Source organism: Sunxiuqinia sp. A32 (assembly GCF_052690465.1).
In genome coordinates this window covers 1-17,650 of record NZ_JBQYLI010000030.1, presented here as the reverse complement: position 1 = coordinate 17,650, position 17,650 = coordinate 1, and the positions used below count along the sequence as shown (strand labels likewise).

Below are 17,650 nucleotides of genomic sequence, written 5' to 3'. Positions count from 1 at the left end.
TAATATTTAATAACCAATAAAAAAACACTTATGGCAAAGTACGTTTATACGTTTGGCAATGGTAAGGCTGACGGTAAGGCCGATATGAAAAACCTTCTTGGAGGAAAAGGAGCTAACCTGGCAGAAATGAACTTGATTGGTGTACCAGTCCCCCCAGGGTTCACAATTACCACCGAAGTATGTACAATCTATAATCAACAAGGTCATGATGCAGCGGTAAATGCCATCAAGAAAGAAGTTGAGGCAGCGGTCGCTCAAATAGAAGAATTAACAGGTACTTCTTTTGGTAGCAAGGATAATCCTTGTCTGGTTTCTGTTCGTTCAGGAGCTCGCGTTTCAATGCCTGGTATGATGGACACGGTATTGAATTTGGGACTTAATGACCTGGCAGTTCAAGGGATCGGAAAAAAATCAGGAAATGAATGGTTCGCATGGGATTCTTATCGTCGTTTTGTGCAAATGTATGGCGATGTTGTTTTAGGTATGAAACCTGAAAGCAAAGAAGATATCGATCCGTTCGAAGCCATTATGGAAGACCTAAAAGAAGAAAAAGGTATTGAGTTAGATACTGATTTCTCCATTTCTGACTTGAAACTGCTAGTAATTCGTTTTAAGGAAGCAGTGCTTAAAGTTACTGGAAAGAGCTTTCCCGATGATCCTTGGGAACAATTATGGGGTGCTGTTTCTGCTGTGTTTGATAGCTGGATGACCAGTAGAGCTATTTACTATAGAAAAATAAATGGTATTCCGGAAGAATGGGGAACTGCTGTCAACGTACAAGCAATGGTTTTTGGAAATATGGGTAATTCATCTGCGACAGGTGTTGCATTTACTCGTGATGCCGGTACTGGTGAAGATATTTTCAATGGAGAATACTTGATTAATGCTCAAGGAGAAGATGTAGTTGCAGGAACTCGCACACCACAACAAATTTCATTGGAAGGAAGTAAACGTTGGGCAGAATTAGCCAGTGTTTCTGAGGAGGAGCGTAAAAATAATTATCCTTCGCTAGAAGAAACGATGCCCGCTTTATATAAAGAATTAATGGAAGTTCAGGAAAAACTGGAAAACCATTACAAAGATATGCAGGATCTTGAATTCACAATTCAGGATGGAAAACTATGGTTGTTGCAAACGAGAAATGGTAAGCGTACCGGTGCAGCAATGGTAAAGATTGCTGTTGATATGCTTGAACAAGGTATGATCGATGAAAAAACTGCTCTCATGCGCATTGAAGCAAATAAATTGGATGAATTGCTTCACCCTGTATTTGATACTGAAGCTTTGAAAAGCACGCATGTTTTAGCAAAAGGATTACCTGCATCCCCAGGTGCAGCAACCGGACAAATTGTTTTCTTTGCAGATGAAGCATCAACATATGAAAACTCAATACTTGTTCGTATCGAAACTTCTCCGGAAGACTTGGAAGGTATGAACATTGCCCGTGGTATTTTAACAGCTCGTGGTGGAATGACATCTCACGCTGCTGTTGTTGCTCGTGGTATGGGTAAATGTTGCGTTTCCGGTGCAGGAAGTGTTAAGATTGACTACAAAACCCGCGTAATGACCATCGGCGATCAGAAATTCAAGGAAGGTGACTGGATTTCATTGAATGGTTCTACTGGTGAAGTTTACGAAGGTAAAGTTCAAACAATGAATCCAGACCTAGGTGGTGACTTTGGTAAAGTAATGGATTGGGCATCTAATTTTACCCGCATGTCCGTTCGCACAAATGCTGATACTCCAAATGATGCCCAAGTTGCTCGCAACTTTGGAGCTCAAGGTATTGGTCTTTGCCGCACTGAACACATGTTCTTTGAAGGTGAACGTATTAAAGCAATGCGCGAAATGATCCTTTCATCAACTATTGAAGGGCGTGAAAAAGCATTGGCTAAATTACTTCCATACCAACGTGAAGATTTCGAAGGTATTTTTGAAGCAATGGCAGGATACGGAGTTACTGTTCGATTGCTTGATCCACCATTGCACGAATTTGTTCCTCACCAACAAGCAACTCAAAAAGAGTTAGCAAAAGAAATGGGAATTTCTCTCGAAGCTGTAAAATCTAAGATTTCTGATCTCGAGGAATTTAACCCAATGTTGGGACATCGTGGATGTCGCTTGGGAATCACATATCCTGAAATTACTGCGATGCAGGCAAGAGCAATAATTGAAGCGGCTCTTAATTTGAAAGCAAAAGGAATTGATGCCCGTCCTGAAATAATGGTACCACTTGTGGGAACAGTTGCTGAGCTGAAAAATCAGGCAGATGTTATCCGCGGAACTATTGAAAAAGTATTTGAAGAAAGAGGTGACAAGATCGATTACTTATTGGGAACAATGATCGAAATTCCTCGTGCTGCGTTAACTGCAGATCATGTAGCAGCAGAAGCTGATTTCTTCTCATTTGGAACAAATGACTTGACACAGATGACCCTCGGTTATTCCAGGGACGATGCCGGTAAATTCTTACCAGACTATCTGGACAGAGGAATTCTTAAGCAAGATCCATTCCAGGTACTTGATCAAACAGGTGTTGGACAGTTAGTTCAAATGGGTGTTGAAAAAGGACGCTCAGTGAAACCTAAACTTAAAGTTGGTATTTGTGGTGAGCATGGTGGCGAACCAAGTTCAGTTGAATTCTGCGATGGAGTTGGACTTGATTATGTAAGTTGTTCTCCATATCGTGTGCCAATTGCACGTGTTGCAGCAGCACAAGCAAATATCAAACACAGTTAATAAATTAAAAGAAGGCGGTTTTCCGCTTCCTGGTAAATATTGGCCCGTCTGAACTTACTTTTTAGGACAAGACAAAAATAGATTATAAGTTAACGGGTGGTAATCAAGTTGATTACCACCCGTTCTTTCATTTATGCATGTATCTGGGAAAGTGTAATTACTACAAATAACCAATAAAATTCAATAATTTCCGCTCGCAACTAGATCTTCTGTTTACGCATCATCATATGCATCAATCCTCCACCATTTGTTACATTGGTGAAACCTAACTGCTGCAAATAACGCTGAGCATAGGCAGAACGTGCGCCTGACGCACAGTACAAGGTAATATCACGGTCTTTGCTTCCCAATTCATCAATCCTATCTCCAAAATCATCTAATGGAATATTGATTGCGTCTGGATAAGCTCCCCCATAGAACTCTCCTTCTGTACGAACATCAACTATAATTGGCTCATTTGATTTCGTTTTGTTGGGTGCAGCTTTTTGATTTTGGCTGGCCATCATGCTTGTCAAACCACCGCCATTCTTCACATTTACATATCCCACCTGCATTAGTGTTCGTTGTGCATATGCAGAACGCGCTCCTGTTGCACAATAAACCACAATATCTCTTGAAGCATTGTCCCCAAGTTCTTCAAAACGGTACATTAATTCATCCAAAGGAATATTGACTGCATCCGGATAAGCTCCTGCCGCAAACTCTTCTGCAGTTCTAACATCCACTACAATTGGTGAATTAAAATCTTGTTTCTCTTCCTGCGTTTTTTCTTCTTCCGGCACAGCTTCTTCATGAATAGATTTTGATTCAACAGGCAACAGTTCAAGAGCTATATTCTTAAAACCGAGTGCTCTCAAATGTCTTTGAAGTGATGTGTGACCTCCTGAGATATTGGTTATATCGTTAAATCCTGCTCCTAACAAAGTGCGCAATGTCTGGTGTCCTTTTTTACCGTTCTCATCATATACAATAATCATTCTGCCAGCTGGTATCTCCTGCAGATTCTGTGTTAATAATTCCAGCGGAATATGCAGGGCTCCTTTAACGTGTGATTTTTCAAATGCAAATACATCACGAACATCAATGAATATTGGATTTTTCGCTGCAATGTAATCATCCAATTCGGAAGCTGTTACCGAAGGACTATAGCCACTAATTCTGTTTTCTGCGGTATAGGCAGCCATGTTGATAGCATCATTCGCAGTTCCGATTGGAGGCGAATAAGCAAAATCAATATCGGCCAGATCACTAACCGTCAATTTTGAAGCAGCTGCAGTAGCAATTACATCCAGGCGCTTATCTGCACCTTTGTACCCGGCAGTCTGTCCTCCCAATACAACACCGGTTTCCCGATCGTAAACCAACATTGCAGAAACCGTTTCTGCTCCTGGATAATATGAAGTGTGATGTTCTTTATGAACGACAATTGCGTCTGCATCAATTCCGTTTGCACGAGCCTGTTTTAATGACAGCCCTGTCGTTCCGGCCACCGCTTCAAAAACCCGAACCACTGAAGTTCCGATGGAACCTTTGTACCCATGATTTCCCCCAAGTGCATTCTCAGCAGCGATTCGCCCCTGCCGATTAGCCGGTCCAGCCAATGGAATGCGAACTTTCTTTCCACTCACGCGATGTTCAATTTCAACCATATCACCTGCAGCAAAAATATCAGGGTCAGAAGTCTGCAATTGCTCGTTCACCAGCAATCCACCAGCTTCTCCAAGTTCCAAACCAGCATCTTTAGCTAATAGCAGAGTTGGACGAACTCCGATTGATAGTAACACCATGTCTGCATCCAGCTTTTTACCATTGTCTAGTTTTACCGTATCAGAACCAATTTCGGTAACACCTGCTCCAGTGTAAATTCCCACTCCAAATGATAAAAGTTCATTTTCGATGAAACCAGCAGTTTCAGCTTCCATAATTGCCATTACATGAGGCATCATTTCAACAACAGAAACCTTCAATCCTCTTTTTACTAGTGCTTCAACCATTTCAAGACCGATAAATCCGCCTCCAACAACGACTGCCGTTTTCGGATTATTCTTTTCCAGATGGTCTGAAATCTTATCCATATCGTCCAAAGTCCACAAAGAGAAAACATGATTACTTTCTGCGCCCGGAAGATTTGGCTGGATTGGCTTTCCTCCCTGCGCCAGTATAAGTTTTGTATACTCAAATGCTTCCTCTTTCCCTGTAAGGGCATGCGAGGTTCTTACCAATTTCCCGGCCCGATCAATAGCAGTTACAACGGTATTGGTATGAACTTCAACGTTGTATTGTTCTTTAAAACTTTCAGGACTTTGCAAAATCAATTTCGAACGACTTTTAATATCTCCGCCAATGTAGTAAGGTAAACCACAATTAGCGAAAGAAATATCAGGTCCGGCTTCGAGCATAATAATCTCAGCTTCTGGTGAGAGGCGACGGACTTTAGCAGCTGCAGTTGCTCCTGCTGCTACTCCGCCTATAATTACAATTTTCTCCATGTTCATAATATTCAATTTATATTTTTTATTTTTTTTGTCCTGACTCCCCTGCGGGAATCAAGTAAATTTTTAATTGGGCATTGGGGTGGGAAATATACTTATTGAGCTTTTGCAAGTTCTTTTAAAAGAAAATCTTTTGATTTAATTCCTACAAAACGATTCACTTCCTTTCCATTTTTAAAAAGTACAAGAGTTGGAATATTTCTGACATTCAACTGGGTTGCAATGCCCTGAAATTGCTCTATATTGATTTTTGCAACTCTGGAATTCCCTTGGAGTTCATCCGCTACTTCATTCAGAACGGGCGCCATCATACGACAGGGCACACACCAACTTGCCCAAAAATCAACCAAGACAAGTTTATTTTTTGTTTGGTGTTTAAAGTTTTGGTCGGTCAGCGTTAAAATATTTTGGTGATCAGCAACCAATGGTGTGTTTTTCATTTTAGCTTTTGCAATTCTGGCCAATATGAAAATTCCAAGTATAATAAATGCGAGGATGGATAAAATAATTTGTATCATAGGTGTCAATATCTTTTAAGCGTTTTCCTTTATTCTAAAATTCAATTCAATATTTTCGATTAATTGATCTTTCGCTTGGACGCCAGAATTTATACCAACCATACGTCCCTCTTTGTAATACACGATCACCGGAAGTCCTTTAAGACCATGCTCTGCAGATAACCTGCAGATTGGTTCCGACTCCGGATTATCATATTCCATATCGAAAAATTTAACCTCCGGAAAGTAATCTTCCAACTCTTGGATAATTCGGTACATCGGGATACTCATCATCCCCATTCGTCCGCAAATAATTACCAATTTCTTGTTCTCGGAAATCACTTTCGTCAATTGTTGGGTCGATTCAATATGTTTCAGATTCGTGTACAACATTTATTAAAGATTCATGCAACAAAGATATTTCCAGCATTTCACCCTAGCAACGAAAAGACATACTCAGATTTCAACTATCGAATTGAAATAGAACAAGTTTTTTATTGATTTATTCCTAACTTCGCAGCTCACACAACAAATTCAGATACATGAAAACGATAATAGAAACAGACGAAGAATTTGTATGCGACATTGATTCACCTTGTTTTCAACTGCTTGCAGCAGAAGAAATCGAATTGGTTAAGGGAAGCAAAACGCAGGTACTTTTTCGCAAAGGAGACAACCTGACCAAACAGGGGGCCTTTGCATCGTATGTTTTATTTATCGTTAATGGGTATGCACGCCAATACGTAGAAGGAGATCAGGGGAAAAGCTATAATCTTCAAATTGTAAAACCAGGTGATTTTGTAGGTCTGTCGGCAGTATTTTCAAAAAACACCTTTGATTATTCAGTAACTGCCATGACTGATTGCTTAGCGTTTTTAGTTGAGAAAGATGCAATCGCCCAACTGGTTCAGCAAAATGGAATGTTCGGGTTTGGTATTATCAAAAGATATTACGATCAAAATTCCACCTTATTTGATACCTTACGTAGTGTTTTATATCGGCAAATGAATGGCCGCCTGGCAGAAACGTTGTTATATATTAATTCTTTCAAATCCGAATTACCTGACGTATTTCAACTGCTACTCCGCAAAGAAATAGCTGATTTTGCAGGAATCTCGACAGAAAGTGCAGTGAAACTCTTAAAAGCATTTGAAAAGGATGGACTCATAGAATTAAAAGATAAGGACATCAATATTCTAAATAGTAAAAGCCTACAAGAAATAAGTATCCACGGATGATCATTAACCTCATTGATTTCCTCTTTCCCTCAAATTCCATAGATAAAGTTACTTCAATAGAAAGTATAAAAAATAGTCCTTATCAGAGCTTATAACCATTGTAAGAACTAATAGCTATCAATTCTTAATTATTTTGACTATTTTAAGAGAACTATACTAACCGTATTGAACTGCTAAACTTATTAACTAAATTCCAGCAAAATGAAGCAACTAATATTCAAGATTTTTGCAATTACCACAATTCTCTTAATCTCATTAAATAGCTATTCTCAAAAATCCAACAGCCCAGTTGATTATGTAAATCCACAAATAGATACAAAAAAACCCAGATGGTTATATTTTTCATCGGCCTCACGACCATTTGGAATGGTTAACCTTAGCCCCGACACATGGGTGAATGGAACGTGGAATTCAGGTTATTTGTATGATTCACTATATGTAAGATGTTTCTCTCATATTCATGCATGGCAACTTTCAGGAATACCTGTAATGCCCACAACCGGTGAATTTAAAGGTCACCTGGGAATGGAAGCATACAAGTCTACATTTAGTCATGAAGATGAAATCGTCAGTCCCGGATACCACAGTGTTTATTTAAAGGATTACAACATACGTGCTGAACTAACATCAACCACCAGAGTCGGGTTCCACAAATACACCTACCCAAAATCTGTAGAAAAGTATGTGATTCTTGATGTTGGAGCCTTTCTTGCTCATTCAGGAATGGAATCTGCCGATGTTGAACAAGTCAACGACTATGAAATTGCCGGTTACAGTATCATGTCCCCCACTCCACGAAGACCAAAACCAACCTACGTATATTTCGTTGCGCAATTCAACAATCCAATCTCCTCTTTTGGAGGTTGGGAAAATGGCAAACTGAAAGATGGCGAAATTAAGGGAATTAAAGGAAATCAGATTGGCGCCTATGTCCATTTTGATAAATCTTCGAATGATACCCTGCTAATGAAAGTTGCATTATCCTATACAAGTACTGAACAGGCTCGACTTAATTTGACAGAAGAACTTAATCATTGGAACTTTGATCAAGTGGCAGATGACTCTCGAAATGAATGGAACAATTACCTTGGAAGAATTAAAGTTGAAGGTGGAACTGAAAAGCAAAAAATTAAGTTTTATACAGACCTGTTTCATGCATTATTAGGTCGCAGAATAGTTAGTGATGTTGATGGTAAGTATTGTGATATGACTGGTGATAATCCAATAGTCCGTCAAGTTGAGCTGAATGCCAATGGAATTCCGATTCACAACCAATACAATTTTGATGCTTGGTGGGGAAGTCATTGGACTTTGAATATATTGTGGTCGATGGCATACCCGGAAATTATGAATGAATTCTGCAATAGCATGATTGAAATGTATCGATACGGTGGATTAATTCCACGGGGACCATCTGGCGGAAATTATACATATGTGATGATTGGTGATCCAGCCTCTTCATTTTTTGCAACTGCCTATAATAAAGGCATTCGTAATTATGATGTTGAAAAGGCCTACGAAGGATTATATAAAAATGCATTTCTTGGGGGAATAAGAGATCGTGCAGGTTATGAACATCGCGATCATCCAGAAGGTGGTGGAATGAAATATTACCTCGAAAATGACTATGTTCCTGAGGGAATAAAAGGGCCTGGGGGACATAAAGACGGAGCCGCAATGACGCTTGAATACTCCTACCAGGATTGGTGCTTGGGACAACTTGCTAAAGCATTGGGAAAAGAAACGGATTACGAGCTGTTTAATAAACGATCTAAGAATTATAAAAATCTTTGGAATCCAGAGACGCAATTTATCCATCCTAAGAATATTGATGGTACATGGATATCCAATTTTGAGCCTATTGGAAAAGGATTCAATACTATTGGTTTTGTGGAAAGTAATTCTGCAATTTATACCAATTTCGTACCACATGACCTGAACGGACTAATTGAATTATTTGGTGGAGAGAAACGATATACCCAATATGTTGATAGCTGTTTCATAAAAGCAAAAGGAAACCGTTTTATAACTGATCATGGTAAACACGCCGAAAGCTGGATTGACTATGAAAATCAACCTTCGTGTCAAATGGCTCATTTATTTAATCATTCAGGAGCTCCGTGGCTTTCCCAAAAATGGGTTCGTGAGGTAAAAGAAATAACATTTGGCGATATTACTCCGTACGGAGGTTACAATGGAGATGAAGATCAGGGACAAATGGGAGCACTTGGAGCACTAATGGCTATTGGTTTATTTCAAATGGATGGTGGAGCGTCAGTTAATTCATCTTATGAAATTACGAGTCCTATTTTTGATCGAATTGAAATAAAACTGAATCCAGCATATTACTCCGGCGAGAAGTTTGTAATTTCTACAAAAAACAACTCTCCTGAAAATATGTATATCCAACATGCAAGCCTTAACGGGAAAAAATGGAATAAATTCAGCTTCTCACATGAAACTTTCACCAAAGGTGGAGAACTTATTTTAATACTGGGAGATCAACCGAATAAGAAATGGGGTAAAGAATAAGGCTCTGTTGATTTGAATAATAAAGAGAGTTAGTTTACGATGTTCATTTCATCCAGCAGGTAACCTGCATCCGCAAACTTGTCAATTATAAAAAGGACATAGCGAATGTCCAACATGATATTCCGGCACTGATCGGGATCGAACATGATATCGCTCATCGTTCCTTCCCAGCAACGATCAAAATTAAGTCCAATTAATTCACCGTTGGCATTAATCGCAGGGCTTCCTGAATTACCGCCTGTTGTATGAACAGAAGCTGTAAATGCAAGAGGCATATAATTATCAGTTGCGTACTCTCCAAAGTTTTTAGTCTCGTACAAATCACGCAACTTTTGAGGAACATCATAATCATATATATCCGGATCATCTTTTTCCATTACCCCTTTCAAGGTTGTATAATATAGGTACGACACCGCATCCCCGGGTTGATAGCCTTCCACTTTTCCATAGGCTATTCTAAAGGTAAAATTCGCATCAGGGTATAACCTCTCCTTGCCCTCAAGCATTGATAGAATACCCATCATATATATTTTTTGCTGTTTCTCTATTTCCTTGTTAATGCTGGTGTAAACCAATTCTACATTACGCAAATAATGAGCCCGAAGGTCACTATAAAGCACATAAACAGGATCTTTATGAATCTTTTTTATATTTCTAAGATTGAGATCATCGACCATTGCTGTTAATTTTACCTGATCTGACAACACCGACTTTTGATACACTTTTTTAAGCAATTTCTCATCATCATACTTCTGCATCATCTCAATAAAACTCTCAGGCAAAAATGATCGTGCTAAGTCCTTTTTTAATAATCTCAGAAGTTCAACGAATACTTCTTCATCGGTCTCCCGATTGTAATCTTTAAAAAAGTCATCCAAATTATCTCTTAAATTTTTTCTGTAAAGATCCCTTCGAAATTCACTCGCCCTATCCCAACCTCGTGTACTTCGGGGGAAATTTGACGAAAAATCCAAAATATCAATTCCTCCAAACACAATTTCCTTGTAGTAATTATATGCTCTTTCAAATGCATACAAATCCATGTGTAATTTTTCTAATTGTGGCAGAACATCTCCGTACAACTCTTGCAAAGAATCACTGGAGGAATACCATTGTTTAAATTTTTCTTCAAATTGTTGTTTCACAGCGATCGCATCAAGCCGTCTCAGCCCTTTTACCTCACCTTGCCAACGTTTCCACGAATTACTGGTGCGCGCATATTTTGAAGCGTATTGAATTCGAACAGCAGGATCATTCTCCATGTGATCTGCAAGTATTTCTAATTTTTTGGTGCGAATTCTCACTTTATCCGGATCACTCTGATTCATAATCAAATCCACAGCAAAAGATGATAAATATTCCTGAGTAGATCCTGGATAGCCTAACACCATCACAAAATCATTCGGCTTAATACCGTTCGTGGAAAGTGTAAAATGTTTTTTTGGATGATAAGGAACATTATCAGGAGAATATTCCGCCGGTTCATTATTTTCACCAGCATACACCCGAAAAACAGAAAAATCACCAGTATGTCGTGGCCACATCCAATTGTCGGTATCACCTCCAAATTTCCCTATCGACGATGGAGGAGCTCCCACCAAACGAACATCTTTGTATACTTTGTACAGGTATAGGAAGTATTGATTCCCATAATACAGAGGTTTGACAACTGCTTCAAAGCGACCGCTATCTGAAGCAATCCGCTGTATTGCATAAATATTTTGCTCAATTTTATCCTCTAACTCAATCCCTTTCAAGTCCATTGTTCCCACCAAAACAGAATCTGTAACATCTTCCATTCTTTCCAAAAATTTCGCTGTTAAATCTGGATTCGACAATTCTTCATCTTTTGATTTTGCCCAAAAACCATTGGTCAAATAATCGTGCTCTACAGAACTGTGCGATTGAATAGAAGAAAATCCGCAATGATGATTGGTAAGCAATAAACCTTCATCCGAAATCATTTCACCAGTACATCCTTTACCAAAAATGACAACAGCATCTTTCATACTATTTTCATTGATACTATAGATATCGTCTGCAGAAAGTTTAAAACCCATCTGATGCATTTCCTCTATGGTATATTTATCAAGCAGGGTGGGTACCCACATGCCCTCTTTGGCTTGAGCGCTCAAAAAGAGTATAGCACATAGGATTGATAAAAGAGTATGTTTCATATATGAGGGATGTAGCAATTGCTTTAATTCATTCAAACATTTTTTCAATAAAAAAGTTAGGATAAGAAATCCATTTCAACAAAATACAACTGGCTCGCCTATCAATAAATATCTTCAGATCGATGATAACCTTCAGCAATAACGGTAGATGAAATGGTATTTTCATTTACAAGCATTGGCTCCAACTGAAAGGTAGGAACTAAACGTTTCCCATTACTAACGGTTGTGTAATCCTTTTTGATTTCTTTGCCTTTGCCCAAATCAATTGCCAATTCCGCGGCTTTATACCCCATTTGCTTAACTGGCTTATAAATTGATGCAGCTTGATTGCCCTTTACAATTTGCTGTACAATATGCAATTCAGCATCTTGGCTGATAACTTTCACTTTTCCTAGCAAGTTAGCTTCTTCTAACGCTTCGTTTACACCCACAACCAATTCGTCAGACCCACAAATAATAACATCAACGCTGTCTTTCAATGACAGTATTTCTTTCGTGTGAGCATAACCTTGCTCTTTCTTCCAACTATCTGTGAACTCACTGTAAATCATCCGAATGTCACCTGATTCAACTTTGCTTTGCAAAACGTTCATCTGGCCTAAGAAAAGTAACATGGAATTATTATCCTTTTTATCACCTAAAATTAAAGCGTAATTTCCTTGAGGCACCAGAGTGGTCATATACTCCGCTTGCATTTCACCGACTCGAGTTCCATCAACCGCCACATAATAATCAAGCAGACAATCCTTAATTAGTCGGTCATATGCAATTACTTTGACCTCCTTTTCATTTGCGGTATTAACGATCTTAGCCGATTCATTTTGATCTACGGAAGCAACTATTAACACGTCAACGTCTTCCTGTAGCAATTCTAGAGCTTGTTGATTCTGCACTTGCTGATCATTATTAGCAACTTTCAATATCAATTCACCACCTAACTCTTCAACGCGCTCAGTAATAAAATTTTTATCTTTCACCCAACGTTCAGATTTAAGATCGTGCATTAATAAACCAACTTTTACGGGTCCACTATCACAGGCATAAAAAGATAAAAAAACAATAATCACAAGAGTGATTTTATTTCTACAAAGGTATTTCATCTGAAATAAGTTTTTAGTGGTGAAATAATAAAACCGTGCTATCGAAAACAAGTAATATCAACTGTTTGGCAACAGTTTAACAAACTATTTAAAACTTCTTGAGATATTGATAAAGTTTGTGAATTGGAAGCCCCATCACGTTGTAAAAAGAACCGTCAATTTTTTCGATGCCTACATAACCGATCCATTCCTGAATACCATAAGCACCAGCCTTATCAAACGGCTTATGAGAATCAACGTAAAACTGAATTTCATCATCACTTAGTTTATCAAACCAGACCTCGGTAACTGCGTGAAAACAATATTTTTTACTGGTCGATTGCACACACATACCAGTAATCACCTGATGCTGACTTCCAGACAACTCATTTAAGATTCTGATCGCATCCTCTTTATTCTCAGGTTTCCCGATAACTTTGTCATCTTTCCAGACAATAGTATCAGCGGTTATCAGAATTTCATTCTCCTGTAGCTTTTCTTTAATGGCATTTGCTTTTAGCTCAGCCAAAAATTCAGGAATAGCAGTCATCCCCAGCTCTTCAGGATAAGATTCTTCCACACCGGCATCAACTACTTTGAATTCGAGTCCAAGGTCACTTAATAACTTTTGTCTTCTGGGAGACATTGAAGCTAAGACCAATTGATATTTTTCCAGGTTCTTTAGTACCATTAGATTGATTTCCAATAAAATGAATATTCATTATGCCAGTTTTCCTGGGCTCTCATTACTTGTTCAATTATATCGCGCACACAACCTTCTCCGCCTTTTTTATCTGAAATATAGGAAGAAATTTCTTTAATTTCACTAACTGCATCAATAGGACAAACAGCAACACCAACCATTTTCATCACAGGAAAATCGACTAAATCATCGCCCATAAACAAAATCTCTTCAGCTTTCACTCCAGTTTTATCCATGAAATCATTCAAGCATTTTACTTTATCACGAACTCCCATGTAGATATGGGGAACCCCGATTTTTTCATAACGCAAACGAATACGATCAATTGCTCCTCCAGTTATAATGCCAATATGAAAATTCATATTCAACGCATTTCTAATTGCATAACCGTCTTTCACATTAGCCGTCCGAATTGGATCACCATCAGCATTTAAAGGTGAAGTATCAGAAGATAGAACTCCATCTACATCAAATACCATTGCTTTAATTTTCTCCAAATGTTCTTTAAAAAAAGCCATGCTCTTACTTGTTATGAGTTTTGTGTATACTTTCTGTCACAAAGCTATAGATTTTCTTGACTTCGGGATAGCTCTCCAACATTTTTAGATGATTATTAATAATAGTTTCATCAAATCGAATCGCTGGTCCAGTCTGTGCTTCGAATGGTTTTAACTGTTGAATTTTTGCAGCAGTTTCTTGAATCAGCGGTTTTAATAAATCAAAGGAAATTTCTCTATCCGCCAATAATAAATCTCCCAAATGATATAAATGATTTACAAAATTACAAGTTAAAACAGCCGCCAAATGTAAGGTTTTACGTTGCTCTGAATCTATCTCTCTTACATGGTTTGAAATCTTTGAAGCCAATTCTTTTAATAAAATCAAGTCTGATTCACTTTTGGCTTCCACACAAACTGGGATTTCCTTAAAACTTATGTCACGAATTTTTGAGAACGTTTGTAATGGGTAAAACACCCCAACTGAATTAGAGAATTTTTCAAGGACATTCAAATTTACACTTCCTGCGGTATGCACAACCAATTGGTTTCCCAATTGAATTTTTGATAATATCTCAGGAATTGCATCGTCCTTTACAGCGACAATAACTAAATCGGTATCGGTAATAACATTACTGGGATCGCTTGTAAACTTGGTATTTAATTTGGTCGCTAATTCCTTCGCTGTTTGATCTGTTCTACTATAGACCTGAACAATATGAATTCCGGCATCAAGCAATGCTTTTCCTAATTGCGTGGCCAGGTTTCCGGCTCCTATGAGGGTTACTGATTTTATCATTGTAATTTTTCTTATTCCAAAGTAATAAAAAAACTAGATTTAAAAGGTAAGGGATTCATCAGCATTTTCTCAAACAATTATCTTTACACAACCGAAATAATTGAAAATGCGAAATATCTGTTTCTTTAATTCAACTCCTTTTTGGGGTGGCGGAGAAAAAGCCCATCTCGAATATGCGATCAATTTTAAGAAGAAGTATCAAGTTTATCTTGTCACTTCAAAAGGGTCAATTCTTGAAAAGAAAGCACTTGAGAATGGGATTGACGTGATAAGTTTTGAGATCGGGAACCTATCGTTTTTGAATTACCTGAAGATTAGAAAGCTTTCGAAACTTTTTAAGCAATTAAGTATTGACACAATTTTTTTAAATTCTTCGCCTGATTTGAAACTCGGTGGATTAGCAGCCAACAAGGCAAAGGTTAAAAATATCGTGTACATGAGAGGGCTTGCTGTTCCTATAAAAAACAGCATCCTAAATCGTTATCTTTTACACAAAATCATCACACATCCAGTCCCAAATTCAAAAGATACCTGCAAAGCATTTCTCACACATTTACGACCTAAATTAAATGAAAGAAATGTCCCTGTTATTTATAGAGGAATCAATTTTAAAGAATGGGATAACAGGCCTGTTAATGAAATTTCGTTTCAAGAAAAAGACGAGATCATTTTGGGTAATGTTGGAAGGTTGGTAGAACAAAAAGGACAAAAATATTTAATTGAAATTGCAAAAATATTAAAACATAAACAGCTCCATTTTAAGTTGATTATTGCAGGATCTGGTCCGCTTGAAGGTGAACTGCTTAAGTTAATTCATAAGAACAATTTAGAAAAACATGTTAGTTTGGTTGGTTTTCAATCGGATGTTAAAAGCTTTTTAAATGGAATTGACATCTTTCTTTTCACTTCGCTTTGGGAAGGTTTCGGCAATGCCATGGTTGAAGCAATGGCCGAACGCAAAGTACCTGTAGCTTTTAACTTAACAAGTAATCCAGAAATCATTGAACACGGCAAAAATGGATACCTCATTGATTTTCCTAACATTGAACGTTTTACTGAAAAGATCATTTATCTGATAAATAACCCTGTCGCTCGGAAAGAAATGGGGGAAATCGCCAGGCAATCAGTTATTCAAAAATTCGATTTTGAAAATATCTTACTGGAATGGGAAAAACTATTGAATTGATTTTCCAAATCCACCATCAATATAGGGAATAAGGAAAAAACAATAAAAGAAAATGAAAAAGTTTGATCCTACATGAGTTTCCAGGTTTGAGTCTCCAAAGTTTGCAAATAACAAACTTATCAGGAAAACCATAAATATTGGATCTCGGTATGCTTTTGTTTTTAGCACAGGATACATTAATAAAAACATAATCAATATGAAGCCAATAATACCAAACTTCACAATATAGTTCAAATATTGATTATGTGCATCGCCATACCGAGCTGGATCCATTTTTGATTGATTTTTTTCATATGCTTCTGCATAAGCTTTCTTCCAGTTACCAGTTCCTACTCCAAACCAAAAATTATCCTTTATAATTGTCAAAGCTGCTCGGGTATATTCAATACGTTGAGCTAAAGAACGCTGATTGGCGAATCCAGTTTTAATATATGTATCAATTTCCCAAATACTCATATACACCCTGGGATAAAGAGATATTCCCTTCCTTGCAAAAATGTAGTTGCTAATTCCTTTTTCTATATTCTTAATGTCTTCTTCTGACAACTTTTTTACTCCTTCTGCATCCTTCCGAAAGCCTTTTGATGTTAGGTACCTAATTAAAGTCTGCCGGATTGAATAACCATTAACACTATTTGCATAATAATCGATTTCAGAACGTTTGTTCCATTCAATCGCGAGTTCTTTTTCACAAACGTATAACCATACATAATTTCCGTTTTCCAGCACTTTATTCTCCGTATCATGACTATATAGGTTTCCATTTTCGGTTTTTTGCTCCAATTCATCAATCGTAAATTCATCACCAGAATAGAAACTATTGATAGCAAGTACTAAGTACGAAGTGGGAACAAGAACTAACAATATCAAACAGAAATAAAATATACGCTTTACCCATTTCCCTTTCATCTTCGATGACAGGAAAAAAATCGCAAAAAAGGCAGTTCCCAAGAATGCAAGCATCCCTGTTAATGATTGATGCCACACCAGAAATACGAATAAAAAGCAGATTGCTACAACCAACAATAATTTGTACCAAATTTTTAAATGCAGAAACTCCTTTAATAAAAGATACAGGATGATCCCCATTGATAAAATTAATTGAAAGCTAAACCGAATATGATGAATAAACCCGTAATGCTGAGCTTGCAGCAAGGAGCTTTCATCTTGCAAATTGAAATAGGTAATTGTAATAAGTGCAGAACTAAAAACAGCTAACGCAAATAATTTCAACACATTAAAATGCTGCTCGTTAGTAATCGTTGGGCTAATAATAAATGCAAACGGTATTATTAAATAGGAAAGATTCTTTTTTAGGTCGTATAAAGCCCAATTCCAGTCATTCGTAGAAACTAACCAAATAACATAGACAAAGAAAACAGATATTGGAAAAAGCAGAACTTTACGATCATTAATTCGGAGTAAAATTGTATTCTTTCCAGTTGAGAATAAAGAAGCCAATAATAGTAATCCGATAGAGGTTGAAATTAAACCTTCAGAAAAGGGCAACGCAACCGCAAATACGAGCAATGCCAAGTAAAACCAATTGAGTTTTTCGGGTTTAGCCATTTCAGTTGAAAATCCAATTATACGAACGTACTAATAATAGAATTATTATTACTTCACCCTCCTATAAATAAAAAACCCTGTGCTCTGGAGAACACAGGGTTTGGAAAGATTGGCGACGACCTACTCTCCCACATTTCTGCAG

At 37.6% G+C, this 17,650-nt stretch carries 13 protein-coding genes; 4 read left to right on the top strand and 9 right to left on the bottom strand.

What is annotated here, in order from left to right:
- The first annotated feature begins 30 nt into the window (after nt 1–30).
- Complete coding sequence (gene ppdK, locus ACUNWD_RS20100; protein WP_445589660.1) at nt 31–2,739, top strand: pyruvate, phosphate dikinase; 2,709 nt, start codon at nt 31–33, stop codon at nt 2,737–2,739.
- Between the two features lie 200 nt (nt 2,740–2,939).
- On the opposite strand, the gene ACUNWD_RS20095 is transcribed toward ppdK, so the two are convergent.
- The 3 genes from ACUNWD_RS20095 to ACUNWD_RS20085 all read right to left on the bottom strand — a co-directional run bounded on the left by ACUNWD_RS20095 (nt 2,940) and on the right by ACUNWD_RS20085 (nt 6,121).
- Nucleotides 2,940–5,228: an FAD-dependent oxidoreductase gene (locus ACUNWD_RS20095; protein ID WP_445589659.1), complete on the bottom strand. Its 2,289-nt coding sequence runs from the start codon at nt 5,226–5,228 to the stop codon at nt 2,940–2,942.
- A gap of 98 nt (nt 5,229–5,326) precedes the next feature.
- Complete coding sequence (trxA, locus tag ACUNWD_RS20090) at nt 5,327–5,749, bottom strand: thioredoxin (protein ID WP_445589658.1); 423 nt, start codon at nt 5,747–5,749, stop codon at nt 5,327–5,329.
- Between the two features lie 15 nt (nt 5,750–5,764).
- Nucleotides 5,765–6,121, bottom strand: coding sequence for a thioredoxin family protein (locus tag ACUNWD_RS20085; RefSeq protein WP_445589657.1), 357 nt, complete (start codon nt 6,119–6,121; stop codon nt 5,765–5,767).
- A 149-nt stretch (nt 6,122–6,270) separates the two neighbouring features.
- Between ACUNWD_RS20085 and ACUNWD_RS20080 the strand changes: the two genes are divergently transcribed.
- Together ACUNWD_RS20080 and ACUNWD_RS20075 are read left to right on the top strand one after the other, a co-directional pair.
- Nucleotides 6,271–6,966: a Crp/Fnr family transcriptional regulator gene (locus ACUNWD_RS20080; RefSeq protein WP_445589656.1), complete on the top strand. Its 696-nt coding sequence runs from the start codon at nt 6,271–6,273 to the stop codon at nt 6,964–6,966.
- A 201-nt stretch (nt 6,967–7,167) separates the two neighbouring features.
- Nucleotides 7,168–9,498 carry a GH92 family glycosyl hydrolase gene (locus ACUNWD_RS20075; protein WP_445589655.1) on the top strand — a complete coding sequence of 777 codons (2,331 nt, stop codon included), beginning with the start codon at nt 7,168–7,170 and terminating at the stop codon, nt 9,496–9,498.
- A gap of 29 nt (nt 9,499–9,527) precedes the next feature.
- Here the strand turns inward: ACUNWD_RS20075 and ACUNWD_RS20070 are convergent, their stop codons facing one another.
- The 5 genes from ACUNWD_RS20070 to ACUNWD_RS20050 form a co-directional block, all read right to left on the bottom strand.
- Nucleotides 9,528–11,675, bottom strand: coding sequence for a S46 family peptidase (locus tag ACUNWD_RS20070; RefSeq protein WP_445589654.1), 2,148 nt, complete (start codon nt 11,673–11,675; stop codon nt 9,528–9,530).
- Nucleotides 11,676–11,776: 101 nt separating this feature from the next.
- Nucleotides 11,777–12,775 (bottom strand): substrate-binding domain-containing protein, encoded by a 999-nt coding sequence (locus ACUNWD_RS20065; RefSeq protein WP_445589653.1) that lies wholly within the window; start codon nt 12,773–12,775, stop codon nt 11,777–11,779.
- A gap of 88 nt (nt 12,776–12,863) precedes the next feature.
- Nucleotides 12,864–13,445 carry a Maf family nucleotide pyrophosphatase gene (locus ACUNWD_RS20060; protein WP_445589652.1) on the bottom strand — a complete coding sequence of 194 codons (582 nt, stop codon included), beginning with the start codon at nt 13,443–13,445 and terminating at the stop codon, nt 12,864–12,866.
- Nucleotides 13,445–13,975: a KdsC family phosphatase gene (locus ACUNWD_RS20055; RefSeq protein WP_445589651.1), complete on the bottom strand. Its 531-nt coding sequence runs from the start codon at nt 13,973–13,975 to the stop codon at nt 13,445–13,447. The genes ACUNWD_RS20060 and ACUNWD_RS20055 overlap by 1 nt, the downstream gene beginning before the upstream one ends.
- Nucleotides 13,976–13,979: 4 nt before the next feature.
- The gene (locus tag ACUNWD_RS20050) at nt 13,980–14,753 is read right to left on the bottom strand and encodes a Rossmann-like and DUF2520 domain-containing protein (RefSeq protein ID WP_445589650.1); all 774 of its coding nucleotides are present in this window, start codon (nt 14,751–14,753) and stop codon (nt 13,980–13,982) included.
- Nucleotides 14,754–14,859: 106 nt separating this feature from the next.
- On the opposite strand from ACUNWD_RS20050, the gene ACUNWD_RS20045 reads away from it, so the two are divergent.
- Nucleotides 14,860–15,939 (top strand): glycosyltransferase, encoded by a 1,080-nt coding sequence (locus ACUNWD_RS20045; protein WP_445589649.1) that lies wholly within the window; start codon nt 14,860–14,862, stop codon nt 15,937–15,939.
- Here ACUNWD_RS20045 and ACUNWD_RS20040 read toward each other — a convergent pair.
- Nucleotides 15,928–17,508 carry an O-antigen ligase family protein gene (locus ACUNWD_RS20040; RefSeq protein ID WP_445589648.1) on the bottom strand — a complete coding sequence of 527 codons (1,581 nt, stop codon included), beginning with the start codon at nt 17,506–17,508 and terminating at the stop codon, nt 15,928–15,930. The two genes, ACUNWD_RS20045 and ACUNWD_RS20040, sit on opposite strands and share 12 nt — an antisense overlap.
- Between the last annotated feature and the right edge of the window lie 142 nt (nt 17,509–17,650).